At 66.4% G+C, this 25,002-nt stretch carries 15 protein-coding genes; 10 read left to right on the top strand and 5 right to left on the bottom strand.

Annotation, left to right across the window (positions count from 1 at the left end; genetic code table 11):
* Positions 1 to 44: 44 nt before the first annotated feature.
* The 7 genes from FHP89_RS04640 to FHP89_RS04670 all read left to right on the top strand — a co-directional run bounded on the left by FHP89_RS04640 (position 45) and on the right by FHP89_RS04670 (position 7,736).
* A complete protein-coding gene (locus FHP89_RS04640) occupies positions 45 to 2,330 on the top strand; it encodes an NADP-dependent malic enzyme (RefSeq protein WP_144179278.1) in 2,286 nt (761 codons plus the stop codon).
* Between the two features lie 153 nt (positions 2,331 to 2,483).
* Positions 2,484 to 3,659 (top strand): phospholipase A, encoded by a 1,176-nt coding sequence (locus tag FHP89_RS04645; RefSeq protein ID WP_144179279.1) that lies wholly within the window; start codon positions 2,484 to 2,486, stop codon positions 3,657 to 3,659.
* 16 nt (positions 3,660 to 3,675) lie between these two features.
* Positions 3,676 to 4,653, top strand: a complete 978-nt coding sequence (locus FHP89_RS04650; protein WP_144179280.1) for a quinone oxidoreductase family protein — start codon at positions 3,676 to 3,678, stop codon at positions 4,651 to 4,653.
* The gene (locus FHP89_RS04655; RefSeq protein WP_144179281.1) at positions 4,650 to 5,009 is read left to right on the top strand and encodes a hypothetical protein; all 360 of its coding nucleotides are present in this window, start codon (positions 4,650 to 4,652) and stop codon (positions 5,007 to 5,009) included. Before FHP89_RS04650 ends, FHP89_RS04655 begins: the two co-directional genes overlap by 4 nt.
* A gap of 30 nt (positions 5,010 to 5,039) precedes the next feature.
* Positions 5,040 to 5,531, top strand: a complete 492-nt coding sequence (locus tag FHP89_RS04660) for an acyl-CoA thioesterase (protein WP_144179282.1) — start codon at positions 5,040 to 5,042, stop codon at positions 5,529 to 5,531.
* An 89-nt stretch (positions 5,532 to 5,620) separates the two neighbouring features.
* Complete coding sequence (locus FHP89_RS04665; protein ID WP_144179283.1) at positions 5,621 to 6,739, top strand: rhomboid family intramembrane serine protease; 1,119 nt, start codon at positions 5,621 to 5,623, stop codon at positions 6,737 to 6,739.
* Positions 6,740 to 6,785: 46 nt separating this feature from the next.
* A complete protein-coding gene (locus tag FHP89_RS04670) occupies positions 6,786 to 7,736 on the top strand; it encodes an AEC family transporter (protein ID WP_144179284.1) in 951 nt (316 codons plus the stop codon).
* A 12-nt stretch (positions 7,737 to 7,748) separates the two neighbouring features.
* Here the strand turns inward: FHP89_RS04670 and FHP89_RS04675 are convergent, their stop codons facing one another.
* Together FHP89_RS04675 and FHP89_RS04680 are read right to left on the bottom strand one after the other, a co-directional pair.
* Complete coding sequence (locus FHP89_RS04675) at positions 7,749 to 10,175, bottom strand: two-component system response regulator (RefSeq protein ID WP_144179285.1); 2,427 nt, start codon at positions 10,173 to 10,175, stop codon at positions 7,749 to 7,751.
* Entirely contained in the window at positions 10,172 to 11,965 is a 1,794-nt protein-coding gene (locus tag FHP89_RS04680; protein WP_222105311.1) for a sensor histidine kinase, read from the bottom strand. Before FHP89_RS04680 ends, FHP89_RS04675 begins: the two co-directional genes overlap by 4 nt.
* 312 nt (positions 11,966 to 12,277) lie before the next feature.
* Between FHP89_RS04680 and dnaE the strand changes: the two genes are divergently transcribed.
* Entirely contained in the window at positions 12,278 to 15,760 is a 3,483-nt protein-coding gene (gene dnaE, locus FHP89_RS04685; protein ID WP_144179286.1) for a DNA polymerase III subunit alpha, read from the top strand.
* On the opposite strand, the gene FHP89_RS04690 is transcribed toward dnaE, so the two are convergent.
* Complete coding sequence (locus FHP89_RS04690; RefSeq protein WP_144179287.1) at positions 15,757 to 18,147, bottom strand: putative bifunctional diguanylate cyclase/phosphodiesterase; 2,391 nt, start codon at positions 18,145 to 18,147, stop codon at positions 15,757 to 15,759. The genes dnaE and FHP89_RS04690 overlap by 4 nt on opposite strands.
* Before the next feature lie 133 nt (positions 18,148 to 18,280).
* On the bottom strand, positions 18,281 to 18,880 hold the full coding sequence (locus FHP89_RS04695; RefSeq protein ID WP_144179288.1) for a peroxiredoxin: 600 nt from the start codon (positions 18,878 to 18,880) through the stop codon (positions 18,281 to 18,283).
* A gap of 219 nt (positions 18,881 to 19,099) precedes the next feature.
* On the opposite strand from FHP89_RS04695, the gene FHP89_RS04700 reads away from it, so the two are divergent.
* Together FHP89_RS04700 and FHP89_RS04705 are read left to right on the top strand one after the other, a co-directional pair.
* Positions 19,100 to 20,188, top strand: coding sequence for an efflux RND transporter periplasmic adaptor subunit (locus FHP89_RS04700; RefSeq protein ID WP_186300373.1), 1,089 nt, complete (start codon positions 19,100 to 19,102; stop codon positions 20,186 to 20,188).
* A complete protein-coding gene (locus tag FHP89_RS04705) occupies positions 20,188 to 23,331 on the top strand; it encodes an efflux RND transporter permease subunit (RefSeq protein WP_144179290.1) in 3,144 nt (1,047 codons plus the stop codon). The genes FHP89_RS04700 and FHP89_RS04705 overlap by 1 nt, the downstream gene beginning before the upstream one ends.
* On the opposite strand, the gene FHP89_RS04710 is transcribed toward FHP89_RS04705, so the two are convergent.
* Positions 23,285 to 24,988, bottom strand: a complete 1,704-nt coding sequence (locus FHP89_RS04710; protein ID WP_144179291.1) for a SulP family inorganic anion transporter — start codon at positions 24,986 to 24,988, stop codon at positions 23,285 to 23,287. The two genes, FHP89_RS04705 and FHP89_RS04710, sit on opposite strands and share 47 nt — an antisense overlap.
* Between the last annotated feature and the right edge of the window lie 14 nt (positions 24,989 to 25,002).

A 25,002-nucleotide genomic window follows, 5' to 3' on the forward strand; every position in this document is an offset into this window, starting at 1 on the left:
ACGCTGTCGGAGTTGATCGTTGCATATCTATCGAGGGAGACACAATGGATCAGGATTTCATCGCCGCTGCGCTGGAGTATCACCGTTCACCGACGCGCGGGAAAATTTCGGTGGTACCCACCAAGGGTTTGACCAATCAGCGCGATCTGGCGCTGGCCTACTCGCCCGGCGTCGCCGCGGCGTGCGAGGCGATTGTCGCCGACCCGGCGCAGGCCAGTGAGCTCACCTCACGCGGTAACCTCGTGGCGGTGATCACCAACGGCACCGCGGTGCTTGGCCTGGGCAATATCGGCCCGCTGGCCTCCAAGCCGGTCATGGAAGGCAAAGGCTGCCTGTTCAAGAAATTCGCCAACGTCGATGTGTTTGATCTCGAGTTCGACCAGGACGACCCGGACAAGCTCATTGAGGCCATCGCCGCGCTTGAGCCCACGCTGGGTGGGGTGAACCTGGAAGACATCAAGGCGCCCGAGTGCTTCTATATTGAGAGCGAGCTGCGCAAACGCATGAAGATCCCGGTCTTTCATGACGATCAGCACGGCACCGCCATCATCTCTTCGGCGGGCCTGATCAACGGCCTGAAAGTCGTTGGCAAGGACATCGGCCAGGTCAAACTGGTGTGCTCCGGTGCTGGCGCGGCGGCCATCGCTTGTCTGAACCTGATGGTCAGCCTCGGCCTCAAGCGCGAAAACATTTATGTGTGCGACTCGCGTGGCGTCATCCGAGTCGGCCGCGACGCCAACATGGAAGCCAACAAGGCGCGCTATGCGCAGCAGACCGAGTTGACCACCCTCAGTGAAGTGATCGAAGGCGCAGATATTTTCCTCGGGTTGTCCGCCGCCGGCGTGCTCAAGCCCGAGATGGTGGCGCGCATGGCGGACAAGCCGCTGATCTTCGCGCTGTCGAACCCGACGCCCGAAATCATGCCGGAAGAGGCCAAGGCCGTCCGCCCGGATGCGGTCATTGCTACCGGTCGTTCCGACTACCCCAACCAGGTCAACAACGTCCTGTGCTTCCCCTTCATCTTCCGTGGTGCGCTCGACGTGGGCGCCACCACCATCACCGAAGAGATGAAGCTGGCCTGCGTCAAGGCCATTGCCGAGCTGGCCGAGGCCGAGAAGAGCCATGCCGTGGCGTCCTATGCCGGCGCGGAACTGAGCTTTGGTCCTGACTACATCATCCCGAATCCGTTCGACCCGCGCCTGATCGTCAAGATCGCGCCGGCCGTGGCCCGTGCGGCGATGGAGTCGGGCGTGGCGACGCGCCCGATCGAAGACTTCGCGGCCTACGTCGAGAGCCTGTCGGACTTCGTCTACACCTCCGGCATCATCATGAAGCCGGTGTTCTCGCAGGCGAAAAAGATCGAGCCGCAGCATAAACGCGTGCTCTACGCCGAAGGCGAAGATCCGCGCGTGCTGCACGCCGTGCGTGCAGTGGTCGAAGAAGGTCTGGCCCGTCCGATCCTGATCGGTCGTCCGGCCGTGATCGCCCGACGCATCACCCGCGCCGGCCTCGACTTGGTCGAAAATCGCGACTTCGACATCGTCAATACCGAAGACGACCCGCGTTACCGCGAGCTGTGGCAGGAATACCATCAGCTGATGGCCCGCGATGGCGTGACCGAAGAGATCGCACGTGCCAAGCTGCGCCGCGACACCACCCTGATTGGTGCCATGCTGCTGCGCCGGGGCGATGCCGATGCGCTGGTGTGCGGCACTTTCGGCACCTACGAGTACCACCTCCGTCAGGTTGAGGACGTGATCGGTCTGGCGCCGGACGCCAAGCGCTTCGCGACCATGAGCATTCTGCTGCTGCCCAAGCGGGTGCTGGCAATCACCGACACCTATGTGAACGAGAGCCCGGACGCGGAAGAGATTGCCGACATCGCAGCGATGGCGGCGGATGAGATGAAGCGCTTCGGCATCAAGCCGAAAGTCGCGCTGTTGTCGCATTCGAACTTCGGCAGCGCGCGCACCAAGTCGGCACTGAAGATGCGCACCGCACGCGATCTGCTGGTTGCCAATCGGCCGGATATCGAGTGCGACGGCGAGATGCATGCCGACGCCGCGCTCAATCAGGACATCCGCAACAGCGCCAATCCCGAGTCCAGCCTGATCGGTGAAGCCAACCTGCTGGTGATGCCGAACATCGATGCGGCCAACATCAGCTTCAATCTGTGCAAGCTGGCCAACAGCGACGGCGTCACGGTGGGGCCGATCCTGCTCGGCGCCGACAAGTCGGTGCACATCCTGACCTCGTCGGCCACGGTGCGTCGTCTGGTCAACATCACGGCCCTGGCCGTGGTGGATGCCGCGGAGCACCGCGCGCGCTGATCGTGTTATCGATGCAAGACGAAACGGGGTGCCTTCGGGCGCCCCGTTTTTTTATGATCTGCGGCGGTCGGTGGGTGCCAGCGACACCGACAGCGCGCCTTTGAAATCGCAGACGGCTAGAATGAGCCTTCGATTTCTATCCGTGCCCAGATCATGACGTGTCGCCTTGCTTCCATTTTATGTGCCGCCGCGCTGCTGCTTGGGGCGTTGCCCGCCAGCGCCGAGCGGCTGCTGTCGGCCGAGCGGACGCATGCCCGCGTCGGCCAGGCCTTTGTGTTGACGGTGGTGGAAACGGGCGCGCAAGCGAGCCTGCCCGAGCAACTGGATGCGACGCTGACGCTCGGCGGTCGCAAGCTCACCGTGCGGCTCAAGGCGCAGGCGGCGGCGGTTGGCGCGACCCGGCGTTACGGTTTCGAGTGGCCGGCCGAGGTGCTGGGCCTGTCGGTGCTCAGTTTGACCGACGACAGCCGCGCGCAGTTGATGGTGCTGGCCGAGCGTCCGGGCTGGAGCGCCGGGCAAGATCCGCTCGCCCGGCAGCAAGCCTTGCCGGGGGGCGAGGGCGTTGCCGTCCCCGCCCCCGCCCCACAGGTCGCGGCGGATGTCATTCCGGCCAAGCCGGCGCTGTCCTTTTATGACCCGATGTATTTCATTTTTGGCGCCAACAGCGGCGCATCGGCGCGCTTCCAGCTGAGCTTCAAGTACCGTTTGTTTGATGACGAAGGCGCGGTGGTCGGCATGCTGCCGTTTTTTGAGGGCCTGCATTTCGGCTATACCCAGACCTCGCTGTGGGATCTGGATTCCGACTCGGCGCCGTTCCGCGACACCAGTTATCGACCGGCGCTGTTCTATGAGTGGGATATCCCCGTCGCCGCGGGCAGTCGTCACCAGAGTTGGCTGCGCGCCGGCGTCGAGCACGAGTCCAACGGGCGCGACGGCGAGAAGTCGCGCAGCATCAACATCGCGTTCGTGCAGGCCGACTGGCAGTATCGCCTCGGCGAAGGCAAGAGCCACATCGGTGTCACGCCGAAGCTGTGGGGCTATCTTGAAAAATCGGACAACCCGGACATCCATCGTTATCGCGGCTACGGCGAGTTGGGGCTGCGCTTTGGTCGCGACGACGGCTGGCTGGCCAAACTGATGCTGCGTCGGGGCAAGGGCGGGGTGGGTACCTCGCAGGTGGATGTGTCCTACCCCTTGCGGCAAAGTATTTTTTCGTCGGTGGGCGCTTTCCTTCATCTGCAATACTTTGATGGTGAGGGCGAGACCTTGCTGGACTACCAGCGTGCCGGCCAACCACAATTGCGGATTGGCGTTTCGATCGTCCGTTGAGCGCAGGAGAACCTGTATGAACCATGCTATTCGTTTCCATGAAACCGGCGGCCCCGAGGTCTTGCGTTGGGAGGCGGTCGATGTGCCGCCCCCGGCCGCAGGCGAAGTCACCCTGCGTCAGCACGCCGTGGGTCTCAACTTCATCGATACCTACCACCGCAGCGGACTGTATCCGGTGCCGCTGCCCTCGGGCATCGGACTCGAGGGCGCGGGGGAGGTCACCGCGCTGGGCGAGGGCGTCACCGAGTTGCGCGTTGGCGATCGCGTGGCCTACGCCGGCGGCCCGATCGGCGCCTACGCTCAGCGTCGCAACATGCCGGCCGACCGGCTGGTGAAGCTGCCCGAGGCCATCAGCTACGATCAGGGCGCCGCCATGATGTTGCAGGGGATGACCGCCCAGTATCTGCTGCGCCAGACCTACCGGGTGCAGCCGGGCGACACCATCCTCATTCATGCCGCCGCCGGTGGCGTTGGGCTGATCGCCTGTCAGTGGGCCAAGGCGCTGGGCGCGACGGTGATCGGCACCGTCGGCTCGGATGAAAAGGCGGCGTTGGCCAAGGCGCATGGCTGCGATCACACGATTCTCTACAATCGCGAAAAATTCGCCGACCGGGTGCGCGAGATCACCGGCGGCAAGGGCGTACCGGTGGTGTACGACTCGATCGGCAAGGACACCTTCATGGATTCGCTCAGCTGCCTGCGGCCGCGGGGCATGATGGTCACCTACGGCAACGCCACCGGGCCGGTCGCCCCCTTCGACCTCGGCCTGCTGGCCAAGATGGGGTCGCTGTTCGTGACCCGGCCGACGCTGTTTGGTTACGCCGCTGAGCGGGCCGATCTGGTGGCCATGGCCAACGAGCTGTTCGACGTTGTGAGCAGCGGCAAGGTGAAGATCGAGGTTCGCCAACGCTATGCGCTGGCCGATGCGGCCGAGGCGCACCGCGACCTTGAAGCGCGCAAGACCACCGGGTCGACCGTGCTGGATCCGGCATGATGCGGCGCGGGCGTCGTTGGGCGCTCATGGTGCTGATGGCGCTCGCCATGGGCGCGCAGGCGGCCGACCCGATGCCAAGCCCGGCCGGCGCGGCGCATCTCAAAGCCGAGCGGGTGCGTATCGAGCGCATCTTCGTCGATGAAGTCGCCGGTATTGCCGGCGCGACGCCAGCGCAAGTGCGACGGGGCATGCCCAAGGGCCCGCGCATCACCGATACCGGTCGTAGGGTCACTGAAAGCCTTGAGCATCAAACTGGTCGGGCGCTGAGCGATGAGCAGCGCGCCGCCATTCATGCCGCCGATGCGCGGCGTGAAGCGGCGCTGGCCCGCGCCCGTGCCGACGCGGCTCAGCGCTGACCGGGCGCCGCGACAAAAAGGAAAGCACACATGGATTTACCCGCACACCAACTGACCATGACGGTGTTGATGACCCCCGAGATGGCGAATTTCTCGGGCAAGGTGCACGGCGGCGCCGTGCTCCGCCTGCTCGATCAGGTGGCTTATGCCTGTGCCAGCCGCTACGCCGCGCGCTATGTCGTGACGCTGTCGGTCGACCAGGTGATGTTCCGCGAGCCGATCATTGTCGGCGAGCTGGTCACTTTTCTGGCCAGCGTGAACTACACCGGCAAGTCGTCGATGGAAGTCGGCATCAAGGTCATGGCCGAGAATATCCGCACTCAGGATGTGCGCCACGCCAATAGCTGTTTCTTCACCATGGTGGCGGTGGACGACGATGGCAAGCCCGCGCCCGTGCCGCCGTTGCGGCCTTTCAGCCCCAAGGAAAAGCGGCGCTTCGAGGCCGCCGAGGCCCGCAAGGCCTTGCGCCACGAGCTGGAAAAGCGCTTTGCCGAAACCCACGGCCACGAGGAAAAGGGCTGACACGTCGCGCGCGCCCTGTGATGCCGGCGTGGGGCTGAACGCCGGCGGCGTCGCGATGCCATCTCATTCGTCTGGTGTATAAGGAGCGCATGCCCGCATCCCGTATCCCGACGCCCGAGGAGTTTGCCGACGCCTTGTTTGCGCGCGTGCCCGTCATCTGGGCGACGGTCGGGCTGATCGCCGCGAATCTGCTGATCTTCGTCGGTCTGGCCTTGAATGCCGGTGCGCTGTGGCATATTCCCGGCGCCTTGCTGGCCGACTGGGGGGGGAACTATGCGGTGCAAACCCATGGCGGGCAGCCATGGCGGCTGATCAGCGGCACTTTCCTGCATGGCGGCCTGCTGCATGTGTCGCTCAACATGATTGCGCTCTATCAGGGCGGGCAATTGGCCGAGCGGGTGTTTTGCTCGCGACCCTTTCTGTGGATCTACCTGGCCTGCGGCATCGTGGCCAGCGTGGCCAGTGTGTGGTGGCGGCCGAGCGGCTTGAGCATTGGCGCCTCGGGTGCGGTGTTTGGCGTGTTTGGCGCCTTGCTCGGCTATGTGCTGGTCTCCCGGCATGCCATCCCCGCACAGACCGCACGGCGCTTGCGGCGCGGTTTGCTGATTTTCATTGCCTACTCGCTGGCGGCGGGGCTGCTGATTCCGGGCATCGACAACGCGGCGCATCTGGGTGGCTTGCTGACCGGCATCGTGCTCGGTGCCGCGCTGGCGCCGGTGAGCCGGGCGGCGCCGGGCGGACGAGGCCGCGCCGCACTCGGCGCGGTTGCCGTGGTGGTCGCGGCGCTGGCCTTGTGGGTCACGGTGACGCCGCCGCATCGTCCGGCGCCGGCGGTGGGGTCCTTGCCGGTGGCCTTGCAGCAGCAGTTGTCGGAGACGGAGTACCGCCTGGTGACGCGTCACCATCTGGTGCTCGATGCCTTGCGCAGCGGCCAGATGTCGACTGCGGAAGGCTTGCGGGTGATCGAGACCGAGCTGATGCCCGGCTGGGCCGAACTGGCCGATGCGCTGGATGCGGCGCCGGCCAGCGCCTGGCAGGCGCCGGTGTTTGCGCGCTATGCGCGTCTTCGGCGGGAGGCGCTGCAGGCGCTGACGATGGGGATGGAAACCGGCGATCCGCGCTGGCTGGAGCTGTCGAACGCGCTACAGGCTTCTGCCGACACGCAGATCAGTCAGGCCTTGCGGGGCGCGGCGCCGCCACAAGATTGAGCCTTTTTTTCCCGGCCCGGCCGGCTGGGGTTTTGATGAGACGGTGATGAACGAGTTGCTCGACGCGCTGGCGTTTTCCTTTTCGGTGACCGGACCGATCTTTGTCGTGCTGACCCTGGGCGTTGGCCTGATGCGGGTGGGGTTGTTGAACGACAATTTTGTCGATACCGGCGCGAAGCTGGTGTTCAACGTCGCCTTGCCGGCGCTGCTGTTCATCAGCATCAGCAAGACGCAGTTTGATGCAGCGGCGAACTTCGACCTGATCCTGTTCGGATTGCTTGGCACCGGTCTGATTTTTCTGGTCCTGGAGTGGGCGGCCCGACGCTGGGTGCCGGTGGCGACCGACCGGGGCGTTTTCGTTCAGGGCTGCTTCCGCTCGAACATGGGCATCATCGGTCTGGCCTACTGCGTCAATGCCTATGGCGACGCCGGGCTGGTCGCGGCCTCGCTGTATCTGGGGATTGTCACCATCTTCTACAACGTGCTGGCGGTGATCACGCTGAGCCGTTCGCTGGGCACGCATCGCAGCCTCGGTCAGTTGGCGAAAGGGATCGCCCGCAATCCACTGATCATCGGCATCGTGCTGGCCTTGCCGGTGTCCTGGGCGGGAATCGAGTTGCCGGCGCTGCTGCGCCAGTCGGGCGAGTATTTTGCCAATCTCACGCTCCCGTTGGCCTTGCTGTGCACCGGCGCGGCGCTGGACTTCGGGCAGCTCCGGCGTGACCTGCGCACCACCCTGGTGGCCGCCGGGATCAAGCTGATCGCGGTGCCTGTGCTGTTTGTGCTGTGTGGGTTGCTCGCCGGCTTCCAGGGCATCGACCTGGGCGTGCTGATGCTGATGTCGGGCGCGCCGACCGCCGCCGCGAGCTATGTGATGGTGCGTGCCATGGGCGGCAATGCGGTGCTGGCGGCCAATATCATCGCTGTGACCACGCTGGGATCGATCCTGACCACCAGCCTGGGTGTGCTGGTGTTGCGCGCGGCCGGGCTGATGTAGCGCGGGCGGCCGTCACGAGAGGCGGCCGCGCGCGGTGCTGACAATCAGCGCGTCGACATCGGCCACGTCCAGCGGCCGGGAGAACAGAAAACCTTGCGCCTCGGTGCAGCCGCGCGCGAGCAGAAACTGCTGTTGTGCCGGGGTTTCGACGCCCTCGGCGATCAGCCCCAACCCGAGGCTGCCGGCCATGGCGATGATCGCTTCGGTGATGGCGGCGTCGTTGCCGTCGCCGGGCAGGTCCTGCACGAAGGAGCGGTCGATCTTGATGCGGTCGATCGGCAGGTGCTTGAGCCGCGACAGGGAGGAAAAGCCGGTACCGAAGTCGTCGATCGAGATCCGGACGCCGAGCGCCTTGAGCCGCCCGAGCAGCTGGCGACTGTGGTCGACCGCCTGCAGCGTGCTTTCGGTGATCTCCAGCTCCAGCTGGGCGGCAGGAAAGCCGGTGAGGGCCAGTGCGTCGCTGACCGTGACATCGAAGTCGCCGGCGTTCATCTGGCGCGCCGAGACATTCACGGCCAGGCGCAGGTCGACGAAGCCCTGGTGGATCCAGGCCTGCGCCTGGGTGCAGGCGGTATGCAGCACCCAGCTGCCGATGTAGTCGATCAGGCCGCATTCCTCGGCCACCGGAATGAAGCGGTCCGGCCCGATGCGCCCGTGCGTGGGCTCGTCCCAGCGGATCAGCGCTTCGAAGCCAATCAGCTGACCATCGTCGAGCCGCACCACCGGCTGATACTGGAGCATGAGTTGGTCGTTGGCGATGGCCCGCAACAGCCCTTGTTCGATGTGCAGTCGTTCCAGGGCCCGCTCGGCCATGTCGGATGAATAGAAGGCGAAGCGGTTCCGACCGCGCTCCTTGGCGCCGTACATGGCGCTGTCGGCCGCCTGGATCAGGCTGCTGAAGTCCCCCGCATTGTCCGGATAGACGGCAATGCCGATGCTGGCCGAAACGCTGAAGCGTTCATGGTCGAGCTCGACCGCGGCGCGGATCTCGCACAGCAGCTTTTCCGCCAGGCTGGCACAGTCCTCGAAGCGCGTCACCTCCGGCACGACCACCAGGAACTCGTCGCCACCCAGGCGGATGGCGGTGTCGGTGCGGCGAAGCACGCGGCTGATCCGCTGGGCGACCATGCTCAGCAGCTGGTCGCCGGTGGCATGGCCCATGGTGTCGTTGATCAGCTTGAAGCCGTCGAGGTCGATGAACAGCACGGCGACGCGGCTGCCGTTCTGGTCCGCGCGTTCAATCTCCTTTTCGATGGTGTCCTCGAGCATGTTGCGGTTGCCCAGGCCGGTCAGCGTGTCATGGAAGGCCAGATGGTTGATCTGCGCCTCGGCGCGGCGCAGCGCACCGGTGTCGGAGATGGCCAGCACATAGTTGCCGATCTGCCCCTGCGTGTCGCGCACCACGCACAGGTGTTGCCAGGTGGCGAGCATGCTGCCGTCCTTGCAGATGCAGGCAACTTCGCCGCTCCAGTAATCGCCCCCGCTCTGGCCCAGCTTGGCGATGAGATTGTCGTCGTGGCGCCGGGCGTAGAGGAGCTCGTCCGGGGTGCGTCCCAGCACCTCCTGCTCGCCAAAGCCGGTCAGGGTGACGAAGGCCGGGTTGACCGAAATGATCCGCCACTGTGTGTCGAGAATGGCCATGCCCTCGCCGGTGCTGGTGAACACCACCGCGGCCTGACGCAGGTGTTCTTCCTGCTCACGCTGCGCGGTCACGTCGCGGATCACGCCGATCGCGCGATCCAGATCGCCATTGGGCCGGGCGAAGGCGCGGGCATGGAAGTCCACCCAGCCGTTGCGGCCGGAATCTGGAAGCGTTTGCAGCTTGACGGTGGTGCGAACCGCCTCGCCGCGGGTCAGGGCGTCGGCGATGGCCGGGCGGTAGGCTGGGTCGATGCGTGACAGAAAGCCGCTGTCGGCGTTGTCGAGCGATGTGGGTGTGTGGCCGATGATGGATTCAAACTGCCCCTCGCCGACGAAACTCGCGGCGGCGGCATCCCACTCCCACACGCCCAGGCCGGCCACATCCATGGCCAGACGCAGGCGCTCTTCGCCTTTTTCGATCTCGCGCTCCGCTCGCCGGCGCGCCAGCGCCATGCGCACGGTGGCCTGCAGCGCACGGGTTTCAACCGGTTTGACCAGATAGCCATAGGGGCTGCTCAGTTCTGCCTGGTCAAGCATCGACTGGCCGGCGAAGGCGGTCAGGAACAGGACCGGTATGTTGTGCTGCTGCAGGATGCTGGCGGCCTGTGTGCCGTCCATGGGGCCGTCGAGGTGGATGTCCATGAGCACCAGGTCGGGCTTGAGCACGGGCCCTTCCGCCACGGCCCGCTCACCGCTGGAGGCCACCATGACCACCTCGTGTCCGAAGGACTCGAGCGTCTGGCGCAGATCGAGGGCGACGATGCGTTCGTCCTCGACGATCATGATTCGGCCGTTCATCGCGCCTCCTGCGGTGCGGTGCTGATATTGAGTTCAAAGCGGGTGCCGTTCTCGCGGAACACCTGCCACTTGCCGCCGGCCTGGTCGCTGAGCAGCGGAATGAGCTGCATGCCAAGCGAGCGGCTGGTGCCGGGGACGATATGCGCGGGCAGGCCAATGCCGTTGTCGGACACGGTGATCGCGCAGTGGCCATCGTCGATTGGCGCCAGGCTGACGTCGACATGGCCGCAGCGCCCGTCCGGGAAGGCGTGCTTGAGGGCATTGGTGACCAGTTCGTTGACCAGCAGGCCGCAGGGCACCGCGCGCTGCAGGTTGAGGTGCACCGGTTCGGCGGCGTTGACCTGCAGGGTGAAGCGCGCCGGTCCGTCGCGATAGCTCTCCTGCAGCAGCGCGCAGAGCCGTTTGAGATAGGTGCCCAGATCAATATGCGAAAAATCGTTTCGCTCGTAGAGCAGCTGGTGGATCAGCGCCATGGCCTTGACCCGCCCCTGGCTCTCGGACAGCGCCCGGCTGACCGACGGGTCGGCGTTGCGCGCTTGCAGGTTGAGCAGGCTGGAGATGACCTGCAGATTGTTTTTCACGCGATGGTGGATTTCGTGCAGCAGCACGGTTTTTTCTTCCAGCGAGCGCTCGATCATCTGGCGGTCGGCCTTGCGGCGGGTGACATCCTGGATGGTGGCCAGCACCATGGTGCCGGCCTCGGTCGGGATCGGGTTGAGGCCGATCTCGACCGGAAACTCGCTGCCGTCCTTGCGCCGGGCGTAGAGCTCGCGCCGGCCCGCCATGTCGCGCGCCGTCGGGTCCTGCATGTAGCCGTGAAACAGCGAGCCATGGGCGCTGCGATGGCGCAGCGGCATGAGCATTTCGATGGTGTTGCCGAGCATCTCGTCGCGGGTGTAACCGAAAATGCTCTCCATGCCGGCGTTGACCAGCACCATCTGCCCCGAGGTGTCGACCATCGCCAGGCCGTCGGGGGCCGATTCCACTACCTGGCGGAAGCGTTGCTCCGAGCGTTGCAGCGCGGCCTCGCCGGCCTTGCGGTCGCTGACGTCGATGGCGCTGTAGATCAGATGGGTGACTTTGCCGTGGGGGTCATGCACCGGAGACAGGATCAGGTCGATGGTGACGAACTTGCTGCCCACCATGCGCTTGTCGATGTCGAAACGCGGCGTGGCGCCGGCTGCCGCGCTGCGCACGGCACGGTGGATGCGCCGGGCGGTGTCAGGGGTCAGGCTCCACCAGTAACACTCCCAGAACTTCCGGCCGCGGACGTCGTCGAGTGTGATGTCGGCCGCTTCGAGTGACGCCCGGTTGGCCTCCAGCACGGTGCCGTCCGGCGCCAGTACACCGACAAAGGTGAAGATGTGGTCAAGGATGTTCTGCGCCTGTGGCGGGTCGGGCGGGGCGGGGGCCGGCTCCACGAGCAGCAGCAGGGCGTTGGCGGTGAGCGGCTGGCAGCGGATGCGCAGGCTTGCCGAGTCGGCGCCGGCGGCGGTGCGAAGGTCGGCGCTTTGGGGCGCAGCCAGTGTGCGTGCGCGTTGCAACAGTGCCTCCAGCGCGACCGGGTCGACCGGCGCCAGGCGCGTGCAGGGCTGCCCCGGCAATTGGGCCGCGGATTGGGACAGGAGTTGGGCGAAGGCCGAGTTCACTGCGGTATAACGCCCATCGGCGTCGACCAACGCGGCGGCCATGGGCAGCGCCGAGATCGGGATGGCCGAGTCTTCCGCCGTGACGGGCGCAAACGCCGCAGACCCCGGCATCCCCGAAGGCGTGCGTGGGTCCATCAACATACATCTCTCCTCGGGGCCCGCGAAACACTGCCGGTGACCTCGGCCGGCAACGGACCTCAACGAATGGGGGTGTTTCTATCGCTGCTGGCATCGTGGCCGGCAGTCGGTCCAAGGTGCGGTTCAATCCAGCCCAAGGGACGTAGGCACTATAGCCCGATTTGGAAGGGCCGGTCGAACACCGACTCCGGGTTTTTACGACGAACGGCAGCGCACCGTGGCGCGGCGCTTGGCGCGGCGGGCGGTGTTCAGGCGTCGCCGATGGATGCGCCGCAGGGGCGCCAGGACCCCGTTTGCGCGGTAGAATCCGGCCCCATGAACACGCCCACCGAACCTCGCTTCATCCACCTTCGCCTGCACACCGAATATTCGATTTCCGACGGTATTGTGCAGGTCGGCCAAGCCATCTCCCGCGCCGCCGCCGACGGCATGCCGGCGCTGGGAATCTCCGACCTGGCGAACTTGTTCGGCATGGTCAAGTTCTACACCGGCGCGCGCGGCAAGGGGGTCAAGCCGATCATCGGCGTGGACGCCTGGATCACCAACGACACCGACCGCGACAAGCCCGGCCGCTTGCTGCTGATCTGCCGCAATCGCAAAGGCTACGGCCAGTTGTGCGAACTGCTGACCGAGGCGTATCGCACCAATAAATACCGCGGTCGCGCCGAGATGCGCGCCGAGTGGTTCGACAATGGCGCAGCCAGCGACCTGATCTGTTTGTCTGGCGCGATGCTCGGCGACGTGGGCCAGGCGCTGATGAACGGCAACAATGCGGCGGCCGAGCAGTGCGCGCGCAACTGGGCGGCGCGCTTTCCGGGCGGCTATTACATCGAGGTGCAGCGGGCTGGGCACGCGGGGTCTGAAACCTATCTGCGCGCGGCGGTGAAGCTGGCCGGCGCGCTGGGCTTGCCGGTGGTGGCGACGCACCCGGTGCAGTTCCTCAACCGTGACGACTTCAAGGCGCACGAGGCGCGGGTGTGCATCTCGCAGGGCTACGTGCTGGCCGACAAGCGCCGGCCCAAGGACTTCACCGAAGAGCAATACCTCAAGAGCCAGGACGAAATGGCCGAGCTCTTTGCCGACCTGCCCGAGGCGCTGGCCAATAGCATCGAGATCGCCAAGCGCTGCTCGCTGACCGTGCAGCTGGGCAAGAACTTTCTGCCGCAGTTCCCCACGCCCGAGGGCATGACGCTGGACGACTTCCTGGTCGCCGAAGCCAAGGCCGGGCTGGAGCTGCGGCTCAAGGAGCTGTATCCGAACGAGGTCGAGCGCGAGGCCCAGCGCCAGCGCTATTTCGACCGGCTCAAGTTCGAGACCGACACCATCGTGCAGATGGGTTTTCCGGGCTACTTCCTGATCGTGGCGGACTTCATCAACTGGGCCAAGCACAATGGCGTGCCGGTCGGGCCGGGGCGGGGCTCCGGCGCGGGCTCGCTGGTGGCCTACAGTCTGCGCATTACCGATCTCGACCCGCTCGAATACGCGCTGCTGTTCGAACGCTTCCTCAACCCCGAGCGGGTGTCGATGCCTGACTTCGACATCGACTTCTGCCAGGACAACCGCTACAAGGTGATCGAGTATGTGCGCGACACCTACGGCGCCGACGCGGTGAGCCAGATCGCCACCTTCGGCACCATGGCCTCGAAAGCCGTGGTGCGCGACGTCGGCCGCGTGCTCGATTTGCCCTATGGCCTGTGCGACCGGCTGTCCAAGCTGATCCCGGTGGTGCAGAACAAGCCGCTGTCGCTCAACGATGCGCGCGATCAGGAGCCGCAGATCAACGATCTGATGGCCGACCCCGGTGACGGCGAGTCGATCCAGGAATTATGGAGTCTGGCCGAGCCGCTCGAAGGCTTGTCGCGCAACGTCGGCATGCACGCCGGTGGCGTGCTGATCGCGCCGGGCAAGCTCACCGATTTCTGTCCGCTCTACATCGCCGACGGCGAAGACGCGACGCCGGTGTCGCAGTTCGACAAGGACGACGTCGAGGCCGTGGGCCTGGTGAAGTTCGACTTCCTCGGCCTGCGCAACCTGACCATTCTTGAGCTGGCGGTCGATTATGTCGAGCGCCTGTCGGGCGAGCGCCCCGATCTGGCCGCGCTGAGTTTCGACGACCCGGCCGCCTACCAGGTGCTGAAAGACGCCAACACCACGGCGATCTTCCAGGTCGAATCGGACGGCATGAAAAAGCTCCTCAAAAAGCTTGGCCCCGACCGTTTCGAAGACATCATCGCCGTGCTGGCGCTCTACCGGCCGGGCCCGCTCGGCTCGGGCATGGTGGATGACTTCATCCTGCGAAAAAAGGGCCAGCAGGCCATCGACTACTTCGATGAGGCGCTGAAGGCCTGCCTGGAGCCGACCTATGGCGTGATCGTGTATCAAGAGCAGGTGATGCAGATCTCGCAGATCATCGGCGGCTACACGCTGGGTGGCGCCGACATGCTGCGCCGGGCGATGGGCAAGAAGAAGGCGTCGGAGATGGCGCGCCACCGCGAGATCATGCGCGAGGGGGCCAAGAAGCAGGGCTTTACCGAAGCGTTGGCGATGCAACTCTTCGACCTGATGGAGAAGTTCGCCGAGTACGGTTTCAACAAGTCGCACACCGCCGCCTACGCGGTGATCACCTATCACACCGCCTGGCTCAAGGCGCACCACTCGGCGGCCTTCATGGCGGCCACGCTGTCGTCGGACCTCGACAACACCGACGTCATCAAGATTTTCTACGAAGACGCGATCTCGCCGGTCAACAAGCTGGTCATGCTGCCGCCGGATGTGAATGAATCGGACTACCGCTTCGTGCCGGTCGACCGCAAGACCATCCGCTACGGACTCGGCGCCATCAAGGGCGCGGGCGAGCCGGCGGTGCGGGCCATCATCAAGGCGCGCGAGGGCAAGCCCTTCAAGGATTTGTTCGACTTCTGCGAGCGGGTGGATCGGCGATCGGTGAACCGCCGCGCGGTCGAGGCGCTGATTCGTGCCGGCGCTTTCGACGCACTCGACGCCGACCGCGCCAAGCTGATCGCCACCGTGCCGGTGGCCATGGAGGCGGCCGAGCAGATCGCCGCCAACGCCATGCAGGGCGGGCTGTTCGACGCGCTGCCCGATGCCGGCGGGCCGATGGCCGACTACGCCAAGGTGCGCCCCTGGGGCGAGCGCGAACGGCTCAAGGAAGAGAAGACCGCCATCGGCTTCTTCCTCTCCGGCCACCCCTTCAACAGCTTCAAGTCCGAGGTGCGTCGCTTTGTGCGTCGCCCCTTGTCGCAGGTCGAGCCCAGCCGCGATCTGGTGACCATGGCCGGGGTGGTGATGGATGTGCGCATGAAGATGACCGCGCGCGGCAAGATGGCTTTCGTGGTGCTTGACGACGGCACGGCGGTGCGCGAGATCTCGGTGTTCAACGAGCTGTACGAATCGCGCCGCACCAAGATCGTGGTCGACGAAATCCTGATCGTCGACGGCAAGGTCAGCAATGACGACTTTACCGGCGGCTTCCGCATCATCGCCGACAGCCTGATGACCCTGGCCGAGGCGCGCGGCCGCTTTGCGCAGCGCCTGGAGATCAGCCTCAACGGCGAGGTGGCCGAGGCTGGCAGCCCCAGCGCCGCGGCCCAGCGCCTGGAAAACCTGCTCGCGCCCTACCGCGATGAATCCTGCCCGGTGCTGGTGCGTTATCGCAACGCCGACGCCCAGGGCGACCTGCCGCTGGGCGCCGGCTGGCGTGTGCGCCTCGAAGATTCGCTGCTCGACAGCCTGCGCGAGTGGCTGCCGGCCGAGGCGGTCGAGGTGCGCTACCGCTAAGGACGCAGCGTGCTGGGCGCGGTGAGCAAGGCCAGCGTGGTCTCGGCGTTCATTGGCGCGCCGGTGAGTTGGCCCTGCACCAGCTGGCAGCCGGCCGCATGTACGCCACGGCGCTGGGCGTCGGTTTCAACGCCTTCGGCCAGCACCTCGATGCGCATGCTCTGGCCGAGTTCGATCAGCGCCCGCACGATGGCCGCGTCGTCGCCAGTGTGCTCCATGGCTTGAACAAAGCGGCGGTCGATCTTCAGCCGGTCGATCTGATAGCGCCGCAAATGGGCCAGCGAGCTGTAGCCCACACCGAAATCGTTGATCACCAGGCGCACGCCCATGGCCTTGAGCGAGTTCAGGATCGCGGTGACTTCCGGCCCGCCCTGCAGCAGCGGCGATTCGCTCAGCTCCAGCTCCAGCCGCGCGGCCGGCACCTGTGTGCGGGCGAGCACCGCGCGCACCGCCTCGACCAAGCCTTCGCGGCGAAAGTGCAGCGAGGACAGATTCACCGCGACGCCCACCTCGGTCGCGCCATGCGCGCGCCAAGTGGCGAGCTCGCGGCAGGCGCTTTCGAGCACCCAGTAGTCCAGTTCGATGATCAGCCCGCAGTCTTCCGCCACCGGAATGAAGGTGGTGGGCGACACCTCACCCAGGCTCGGGCTGCGCCAGCGGCTCAAGGCTTCCATGGCCACCACGCGGCCATCATCAATGCGGGTCAGCGGCTGAAAGTGCAGGCTCAACTCGCCGTTGGCGACGGCGCCGCGCAAGTGCTGCTCCATGCTCAGCCGCGCTTCGGCCCGCGCGTTCATGGCCTCGGTGAAATAGCGGAAGGCGTTTCTGCCGCTCGCTTTGGCGTGATAGAGCGCGGTGTCTGCGTGCTGACGCAGGTCTTTGGCCGAGCGGGCATCGTTCGGGCACAGCGCAATGCCGATACTGAAGGAGGTCTGCACCTGGTGGCCGTCGATGTCGAAGGGCGAGGCCAGCGAGGCGAGTATCTTGCGCGCCACCTGGCCGGCCTGCTCCGCATCGACGAGGTCGGTCAGCACCACCATGAATTCGTCGCCGGACAGGCGACCGACGCTGTCCGATTCGCGCACGCAGCCGGTCAATCGGGTCGCCACCTGTTGCAGCAGCAGGTCGCCGACGCCATGGCCGAAGGTGTCGTTGACCGTTTTGAAGCGGTCGAGGTCGAGAAACAGCAAGGCGACGATCGCGCGGTGGCGCTGGCTGCGGTGTAGCGCCTGATTCAGCCGGTCACTCATCAGGCTGCGATTGGGCAGGCCGGTGAGCGCGTCATGCTGCGCAAGATGCGACATGCGCGCAGCTTCGGTCTTGGCCGCGGTGATGTCGGAGAACACCGCCACATAGTGGGAGATGTGGCCCGGGGCATCCTCGACTGCGCTGATCGACAGGCGTTCGGCAAACAGGTGGCCGCGCTTGTGGCGGTTCCAGATTTCGCCCTCCCAGCGACCGCTGCGGTGAATGCTGTCCCACATCGCGGTGTAGAAGGCCGCGTCATGTTGGCCAGAGCGCAGCAGCGCCGGGCTGTGGCCGATCACCTCGTCCAGGCGATAACCGGTGAGCCGGGTGAAGGCCGGGTTCACCCGCAGGATCATGCCCTCGGTGGTGGTGATCATGATCGCATCGGGGCTGTGCTCGATCGCCTTGTCGGCCAGGCGCAGGCGGGCATCGGTCTGACGCTGGTGGGTCACGTCGGAGACCGTGGTGACCACCCCCATGCCTGCGTCGGCGAGGTCGATTGGCCGCGCATGCAGCTTGAGCCATAGGCGCGCGCCGTTGGGTTGGGCGACGTTGAACTCTGCTTCATGGCGTTGGCCGTCAGCGAGGCATTGCTGGGGCGGTAAGTTGTGGGCCGGACAAACCTGGCCGTTTGCCCGCAGGAACCTCACCGGCGGGCGATCAAGATGAAAGCCGGCCATTTGCGCCGGATCGAGACCGAAGATGTGCGCCGCGGCGGCGTTGCTCGCCAGCGTTTCGCCGCTGGCGGCACTGATGATGACCCCCTCGTCGAGGGCGGCCATGACGGTGTGCAGTGCCGCGAGCTCACCCGTGGCGTCTGACACGGCACTGGCGTCGGCGCGCGCGGGTGGCAGCGCCCGGATGTCCAGCACGGTGTCGGCCAATGAGGCGGCTGCGGCATGGTGTTGGTGGGCATCGTCGAGCATTTGACGATTCGTCCGCCGGCGCTGGGCAACGGAGCACAGCGCCAAGGTCGCCAGAACGCCCACCGTCACCGCGCCGGCCAGCAACAGCGGCGGTGCGTCAAGCGCAACACTGGTGTGCGCCAAGAGCTCGCTCGGCGCGACAACACCGGTCAGTCCGGCGATGGCGCGAAGCCGTGTTGCCGAAGCGTGTGTGTGGCGGATGTGGACCAGCATGGCAGTGCTCCTGTGTGCCCTCCCAGTTCCATCATCTGCCTGTCGAACAATCGTTTGATTGCGCCATCTCAAAAACGCGGGCGCAAAAAAACGCGGCCCGCAGGCCGCGTTGGGTGCTGCTGATGCGTTTCGCTTACAGCGCGCCGGCGTGCTCGTTCAGGTAGGCGGCGACGCCGTCGGTGCTGGCCTTCATGCCGGCTTTGCCTTTGTTCCAACCGGCCGGGCAGACTTCGCCGTGCTCCTCGGTGAATTGCAGCGCATCAACCACGCGCAGCATTTCGTCGATGTCGCGACCCAGCGGCAGGTTGTTCACCACCTGGTGCTGCACCACGCCGTCACGGTCGATCAGGAAGGAGCCGCGCAGCGCCACGCCGCCTTCGGCTTCCACGTCAAAGGCGCGGCAGATTTCGTGCTTGATGTCGGCGACCAGGGTGTAGCCGACGGGGCCGATGCCGCCCTTGGCGACCGGGGTGTTCTTCCATGCCAGGTGCGAGAACTGGCTGTCGATGGACACGCCCAGCACTTCGACGTTGCGCTTCTTGAACTCGTCGAGGCGGTGATCGAAGGCGATCAGCTCGGACGGGCAGACGAAGGTGAAGTCCAGCGGGTAAAAGAACACAACGGCGTATTTGCCTTTGGTGACTTCGGAGAAGGTGATGTCCTTGATCTCGTTGTTGCCGAGCACTGCGGTTGCGGTGAAATCAGGGGCTTTCTTGCCGACCAGAACTGCCATGTTGGTTTCTCTCTTTGTGAGTGTGGGTCAATGGGATGGGCGATTATCCCGAGCGCGGGCGGGGCGCGTCAAATGACGAGCGTATCGGCGTGCGCGGCGGGGGCGCGGGCGTGGCTTGGGTGAACGGTACAATCCATCGGCGATGGCGCGCGCCATCGGGCCGGCGCAGCCTGGCTGACCCGGCGATGGCCGATGACGAGGCAAGGATCGGAGGACGCGATGAGAGGCTTGGGGATGTGCGGCGGGCGGGCGCTGGCGTGGTGCCTGACCTTGGGCGTGGCCTTGGCCGCACCGCCGGCCGTGGCCGCGGGCCCCGCCGTGGTCGTTGCCGAGAGCCGGCGCCAGGCGGTGGTTGAGGAGCTGCGGGTGTCGGGCACCGTGACCGCGCCGCGTGCGGCGCGGCTGTCGCCGGCGGTGGCCGGCAAGGTGGCGGCGTTGCGGGTCGATGTCGGTTCGCGGGTGGTCAAGGACCAGGTTTTGGTCGAGCTCGATGCCGAACTGGCACGCATCGAGCTCGAGGTGGCGCAGGCGGGGGTGTTGCAGGCGAGCGAGGCGCTGGCGGACGCGCGCCGGCGCGAAGCCGATGGGCGGCGCCTGGCCGGCGCGCGCAGTATTGCCGCGTCGGCGTTTGAGGCGCTGCAGTCCGAGGTGCGCACCGATGCCGCGCTGCTGCGCCAGCGCGAGGCCGAGCGGCGCGGGGCGCAGGCGCGCCTCGACCGGCATCTGCTGCGGGCGCCCTTCGACGGGGTGATCAGCGCCAAGCTGACCGAGCTCGGGGAGTGGATCGCGCCCGGCGACGAGGCGCTGGCGCTGGTCGCCGAGCGCGGGTTGTGGATCGACCTGCAGGTGCCGCAGGCCTACTTCCCCCGTCTTGACCCCGAGGTGCCGGTGCATGTGCGCCTGGATGCGCTGCCGGGCGAGACGCTTGCGGCGCGTATCGAGCGCATCGTGCCGGTGAGTGACGCGACCGCGCGCAGTTTTATGCTGCGGGTCGGCGTCGCGGGCGATGGCCTGCCGATGACGCCGGGCATGTCGGCCAGCGCCGAGTTGCGCCTGGACGCCGGGCGCGAGCGTGTGGTGGTGGCGCGTGACGCCTTGCTGCGCCATGCCGACGGCCGGGTGACGGTGTGGGTGGTGGAGACCGACGGCGGGGCCTCGCAGGTGGTCGAGCGCGTCGTCCAGCCCGGGCTGGGTTTCGATGGCATGGTCGAGATCGTCGACGGCCTGGCGGCCGGCGTGCGCGTGGTGGTCGAGGGCAACGAGTCGCTGCGTCAGGGGCAGGCGGTGACCGTGGCCGGGGCGCGCTGATGTTCGAGCGCATCGTCAGCCGCGGTACGTTGATGGCGGTCGTGGTGCTGATCGTGACGGTGATCGGCATCGTGGCGGCGCTGCGCATTCCGGTGCAGATGATCCCCGATCTCGATGTACGTACGGTCACCGTGCGCACCAGCTGGCCCGGCGCGACGCCGCAGGACGTGGAGAAGGAGATCCTGGTCGAGCAGGAGGAAACCCTGCGCACCGTGCCAAGCCTGCAGCGGATGGTGGCCACGGCGTCCTTCGGCCGGGCGGACGTGCAGCTCGAGTTTCCGTACGGGGTCGATATGAACGAGACCCTGATCCGCATCACCAATGCGCTCAGCCAGGTGCCGTCCTACCCCAACAACGTCGATCAGCCGCGGATCTTCGCCACCTCGTTCTCGGCCAACTCCTTCATGTTCTTCCGCATCACGCCGCTGCCGGGCAACCCGCGTCAGCTGAACATGGTGATGATGCAGGACTTCATCGAGGACGACGTCCGGCCACGCCTTGAGCGCATTCTCGGCGTGTCGCAGATCAGCGTCTATGGCGGCGCCCAGCGGCAGATCCAGATTCTGGTTGATCACGCCCGGCTGGCCGAGCATGGCCTGTCGGTGCTCGATGTGCGCGCGGCGGTGACCGCGCGCAACCGCGACGCCTCGGGGGGCGAGATCGAGTCGGGCAAGCGCCGCTATTTGCTGCGCACCATCGGGCGCTTCGAAACACTCGACGATCTGCGCGCGCTGATCGTCGCCCGCCGCGGCGATACGCTCATCCGGCTCGGCGAGCTGGCGGAGATCCGCCAGGGACATTTCGAGATCACCAGCCGCATGCTGCTCAACGGCGAGTCGGTGATCGGCCTGTCGGTGCGGCGCGAGGCCGGTGCCAACGTCATCGACATCAAGCGCGCCATGGTTGCGGAAATTGCGGCGGTCAATCGCGAGGTGCTCGCGCCGGCCGGCATGACGCTGCACCTGATCGCCGATGATGTCGGCTATGTCGAGGCCTCGCTGGCCAATGTGTGGCAGAACCTGTTGATCGGCGCGCTGCTGGCGAGCCTCGTGATGTACCTCTTCCTGCGCTCGGTCAAGGCCACGCTGGTGGGGGTGATGGGCATTCCGGTGTGCACCATCGCCGCGTTCCTCGGCCTGTTGCTGGCGGGGCGCACCGTTAACGTCATCTCGCTGGCCGGCGTGGCCTTTGCCATTGGCATGACGCTGGACAACAGCATCGTGGTGCTTGAGAGCATCGAGCTGGCCCGGCAGCGCGGCATGGACCGCGTCCGCTCGGCGGTCGAGGGGGTGCGCCAGGTGTGGCCCGCGGTGCTGGCCTCGACGCTCACCACGGTGCTGGTCTTCGTGCCGATCCTGTTCATCGAGCAGGAAGCCGGGCAGCTGTATTCGGACATCGCGATCGGGGTGTCGGCCTCGATTCTGGCTTCGATGGTGGTCGCGATCACCGTGCTGCCCACGGCCTGCGCACGCCTGTCTTTCGGTGCGCTCGAGGAGAACGCCGCGCCGCGCGGCCTGACGGCCCGGGTGCTGGCGGGGGTTGGTCGCCTGGTGGTGAGCCGTCCGCGCCGACTGGCGGCGATTGTCGGCACGGTCGCGGCGAGTCTTGCCATCCTGGTCTGGCTGACACCGCCGGCCGAGTATCTGCCCGAGGGCGAGGAGCCCAAGGCCTTTGCCCGCATGAACGCGCCGCCGGGCTACAACCTGGCGTCGATGGAACGCATCGCCGCGCAGGTGGACGCGCATTTCAAGCCCTTTCTCAGCGAGTCACCGGCGCGTTTCGAGGCCGGGCAGTCGGTAGTGCCGGCGATCCGCTATTTCAATATGCGGGTCGAGGCCAGCGGCTTGTTCGTGGTTGCCGAGGCTCAGGACCCGGCCCACATCCGGGCGCTGATGGATGCGCTGAGTGCGCATTTTGGCCAGTATCCGGGCATGCGCGCCTTCGTCTCGCGCGGCTCGATCATCACCAGCAACGACGGCGGCACGCGCAGCGTCAACCTCGACATCGCCGGCCCCGATCTGGCCACCATCTACGCGGTGGCCCTCGACGCCTATCGCCGCGCGCAGGCGGTCTTCGATTCGCCGCGCATCAATGCCCAGCCGTCCACGCTGTCGCTGTCCCAGCCGCTGGTCGAGTTGCGCCCCGACTGGCGGCGTGCGGCCGAGCTCGGCCTGTCGGCCGGCGACATCGGCTTTTCGGTCGCCGCGCTCACCGACGGGGCCTTTGTCGACGAATTTCTGCTCAATGACGAAAAGGTCGATATCTACCTGTACGGACAGGCCGGTCAGGCGGCCACCCTCGGCAGTCTGGCGCAGTTGCCGATCTATACGCCGGCCGGCGTGGTGGTGCCGCTGGCCACGGTGGCGCGCATCGTCGAGCGCGTGGACACCAGCACCATCCGCCGGGTCGATGGCCGGCGCATGGTTACCTTGAATATCATTCCGCCCGAGGCGGTAGCGCTGGAGGAGGGGGTGCGCAGGGTGCGCGACGAGGTCGTTGGCCACCTGCGCGAATCCGGCCAGATCCCCGCCAGCGTCAGCCTTGACCTGTCCGGCGCGGGCGACCAGCTCGATGCCACGCGCGCGGCGCTCTCCGGCAACTACCTGGTGGCCGTGGTCGTCATCTACCTGCTGCTGGTTGCCATTTTTACGCACTGGGGCTATCCGCTGCTGATCATGACCACCATTCCGCTGGGGGTGGCCGGCGGCGTGCTCGGCCTGTGGCTGATGAACGCGGTGGGGGCGCTGCTGCCGTGGGTTGGCCTGCCGCCGCTGAGCCAGCCTTTCGACATGATCGCCATGCTCGGCTTCCTGATTCTGATGGGCACGGTGGTCAACAACCCGATCCTGATCGTCCATCAGGCGATGGTGAATGTGCGCGAGGCGGGCATGGGGGCGGTCGAGGCGGTGCGCGACGCGGTGGCCACGCGGCTGCGGCCGATCGCCATGTCCACGCTGACCACGGTGTTTGGTCTCGCGCCGCTGGTGTTCATCCCCGGGGCAGGCACCGAGCTCTACCGCGGCGTCGGCGCGATCGTGCTGTTCGGGGTGCTGGGCACGGCGGTGGTGGCGCTGACCTTTCTGCCGGCGCTGACGGTCATGGTGCTGGGCTGGCGTCAGGGGGCGGCGGGGCCGACGCGCTGAGCCCGCCGGACGGCGCGGCGCTGGCCAGACAGGCGTTGGCGCGGGCCAGCGCCATGTCGAGCGAGCGCACGATGTTGGCGTCGCCGACCTGCGCGGCGAACCCGGAGCGCGCGATCAGCGAGGCGGGCTGCGTGTTGAGCTCGCACAGGATTAGCACGGCGCCCTGCTTGGCGAGGGTGCGGTGCAGGTTCTGCAGGATCTCCAGGCCCGTGGTGTCGATGTTGATGACCTTGTCGAGATTGAGAATGATCACCGCCGGCCGGGTGTCGGCGGCGGCCAGCAGGGCTTCGAGCTTGTTGGCGGCGCCGAAGAACAGGCTGCCGAAGATCCGGAACACCTGAATACGGGCGCGATCGGCATCGCTGGCGCCGTCGGCCAGCGGGACCGGTTCGATGCGGGTGAGGTCGGACACGCGGTGGATGAAGAACAGGCTGGCCATCACCAGGCCGAGCTCGACCGCCAGGGTCAGGTCAAAGACCACGGTGATGAAGAAGGTCGATAGCAGCACCGTGCGGTAGGCCGCTGAGAAGCGCCGCAGCGTTTTGAACGCATGCCATTCACCCATGTGGAACGACACCATCACCACGATCGCCGACAAGGTGGCGAGCGGAATGTGATGGGCTAGCGGCGCCAGCGCCAGCACCACGGCGAGCAGCACCACCGAGTGGATGATGCCGGCGATGGGGGTGCGCCCGCCGCTGCGCACATTGGTGGCGGTGCGGGCAATCGCGCCAGTGGCGGCAAAGCCGCCAAACAGTGGGGCGATGAGGTTGGCGACGCCTTGGGCCAGCAACTCCTGATTGGGGTCGTGACGATCGTCGATCTGGCCGTCGGCGACGCGGGCCGAGAGCAGCGATTCGATGGCGCCGAGCATGGCGATGGTCAGCGCCGGGGCGATCAGCTTGCCCAGATTGGTCAGGTCGAGGTCGGGGAAGGCCAGCGCCGGCACCGCCTGCGGGATGCCGCCAAAACGCGAACCGATGGTGTCGACCGGCAGGCTGAACAGGGCGGTGACGGCGGTGCCGATGACCAGCACGCCGAGCGGTCCGGGCAGGCGGCGCATCCAGCGGATGCGCTGGGCCAGGCGGTTCCAGCCAATGAGCAGGGCGAGCGAGGCGGTGGCGAGGGTGACGGTGGGCAGATGCGTGGTGCCGAGCGCGCCGGCGAGTGTGCTGATTTTGCCGAAGAACTCGCCCGGCAGCTGGTCGATTTTGAGGCCGAGGAAATCCTTGATCTGCGAGAGAAAGATGACCACCGCGATGCCGTTGGTGAAGCCGATGACCACCGAGATCGGGATGAAGCGGATCATGTTGCCGAGGCGGAAGGCGCCCATGGCGATGAGCATCAGCCCGGCCAGCATGGTGGCGATGAGCAGGTTGGCGACACCGTAGTCGACAACGATGGCGTAGATGATCGGGATGAAGGCGCCGGTGGGTCCGCCGATCTGCACCCGTGAGCCGCCGAGCAGCGAGATCAGCAGGCCGGCGACAATCGCCGTCCAGATGCCGGCGGTGGGCGACATGCCCGAGGCAATGGCAAAGGCCATGGCCAGCGGCAGGGCCAGCACACCGACGGTAATGCCGGCGCCCGCGTCCCCCGCCAACTGCGCGCGGTCATAGCCGGGCAGTGTGTCGAGCAAACGGGGGCGAAAGCGCATCGGGTCTCTCGGGG

Origin of the sequence: Denitromonas ohlonensis, assembly GCF_007625205.1 — a bacterium.
In the GTDB taxonomy this organism is placed as follows: Bacteria; Pseudomonadota; Gammaproteobacteria; order Burkholderiales; family Rhodocyclaceae; genus Nitrogeniibacter; species Nitrogeniibacter ohlonensis.

Excerpts from the sequence above, each read along its gene's own strand:
- FHP89_RS04640 (WP_144179278.1), top strand. The coding sequence starts at position 45 with ATGGATCAGGATTTCATCGCCGCTGCGCTGGAGTATCACCGTTCACCG.
- FHP89_RS04645 (WP_144179279.1), top strand. The coding sequence starts at position 2,484 with ATGACGTGTCGCCTTGCTTCCATTTTATGTGCCGCCGCGCTGCTGCTT.
- FHP89_RS04650 (WP_144179280.1), top strand. The coding sequence starts at position 3,676 with ATGAACCATGCTATTCGTTTCCATGAAACCGGCGGCCCCGAGGTCTTG.
- FHP89_RS04655 (WP_144179281.1), top strand. The coding sequence starts at position 4,650 with ATGATGCGGCGCGGGCGTCGTTGGGCGCTCATGGTGCTGATGGCGCTC.
- FHP89_RS04660 (WP_144179282.1), top strand. The coding sequence starts at position 5,040 with ATGGATTTACCCGCACACCAACTGACCATGACGGTGTTGATGACCCCC.
- FHP89_RS04665 (WP_144179283.1), top strand. The coding sequence starts at position 5,621 with ATGCCCGCATCCCGTATCCCGACGCCCGAGGAGTTTGCCGACGCCTTG.
- FHP89_RS04670 (WP_144179284.1), top strand. The coding sequence starts at position 6,786 with ATGAACGAGTTGCTCGACGCGCTGGCGTTTTCCTTTTCGGTGACCGGA.
- FHP89_RS04675 (WP_144179285.1), bottom strand. The coding sequence starts at position 10,175 with ATGAACGGCCGAATCATGATCGTCGAGGACGAACGCATCGTCGCCCTC.
- FHP89_RS04680 (WP_222105311.1), bottom strand. The coding sequence starts at position 11,965 with ATGTTGATGGACCCACGCACGCCTTCGGGGATGCCGGGGTCTGCGGCG.
- dnaE (WP_144179286.1), top strand. The coding sequence starts at position 12,278 with ATGAACACGCCCACCGAACCTCGCTTCATCCACCTTCGCCTGCACACC.
- FHP89_RS04690 (WP_144179287.1), bottom strand. The coding sequence starts at position 18,147 with ATGCTGGTCCACATCCGCCACACACACGCTTCGGCAACACGGCTTCGC.
- FHP89_RS04695 (WP_144179288.1), bottom strand. The coding sequence starts at position 18,880 with ATGGCAGTTCTGGTCGGCAAGAAAGCCCCTGATTTCACCGCAACCGCA.
- FHP89_RS04700 (WP_186300373.1), top strand. The coding sequence starts at position 19,100 with ATGAGAGGCTTGGGGATGTGCGGCGGGCGGGCGCTGGCGTGGTGCCTG.
- FHP89_RS04705 (WP_144179290.1), top strand. The coding sequence starts at position 20,188 with ATGTTCGAGCGCATCGTCAGCCGCGGTACGTTGATGGCGGTCGTGGTG.
- FHP89_RS04710 (WP_144179291.1), bottom strand. The coding sequence starts at position 24,988 with ATGCGCTTTCGCCCCCGTTTGCTCGACACACTGCCCGGCTATGACCGC.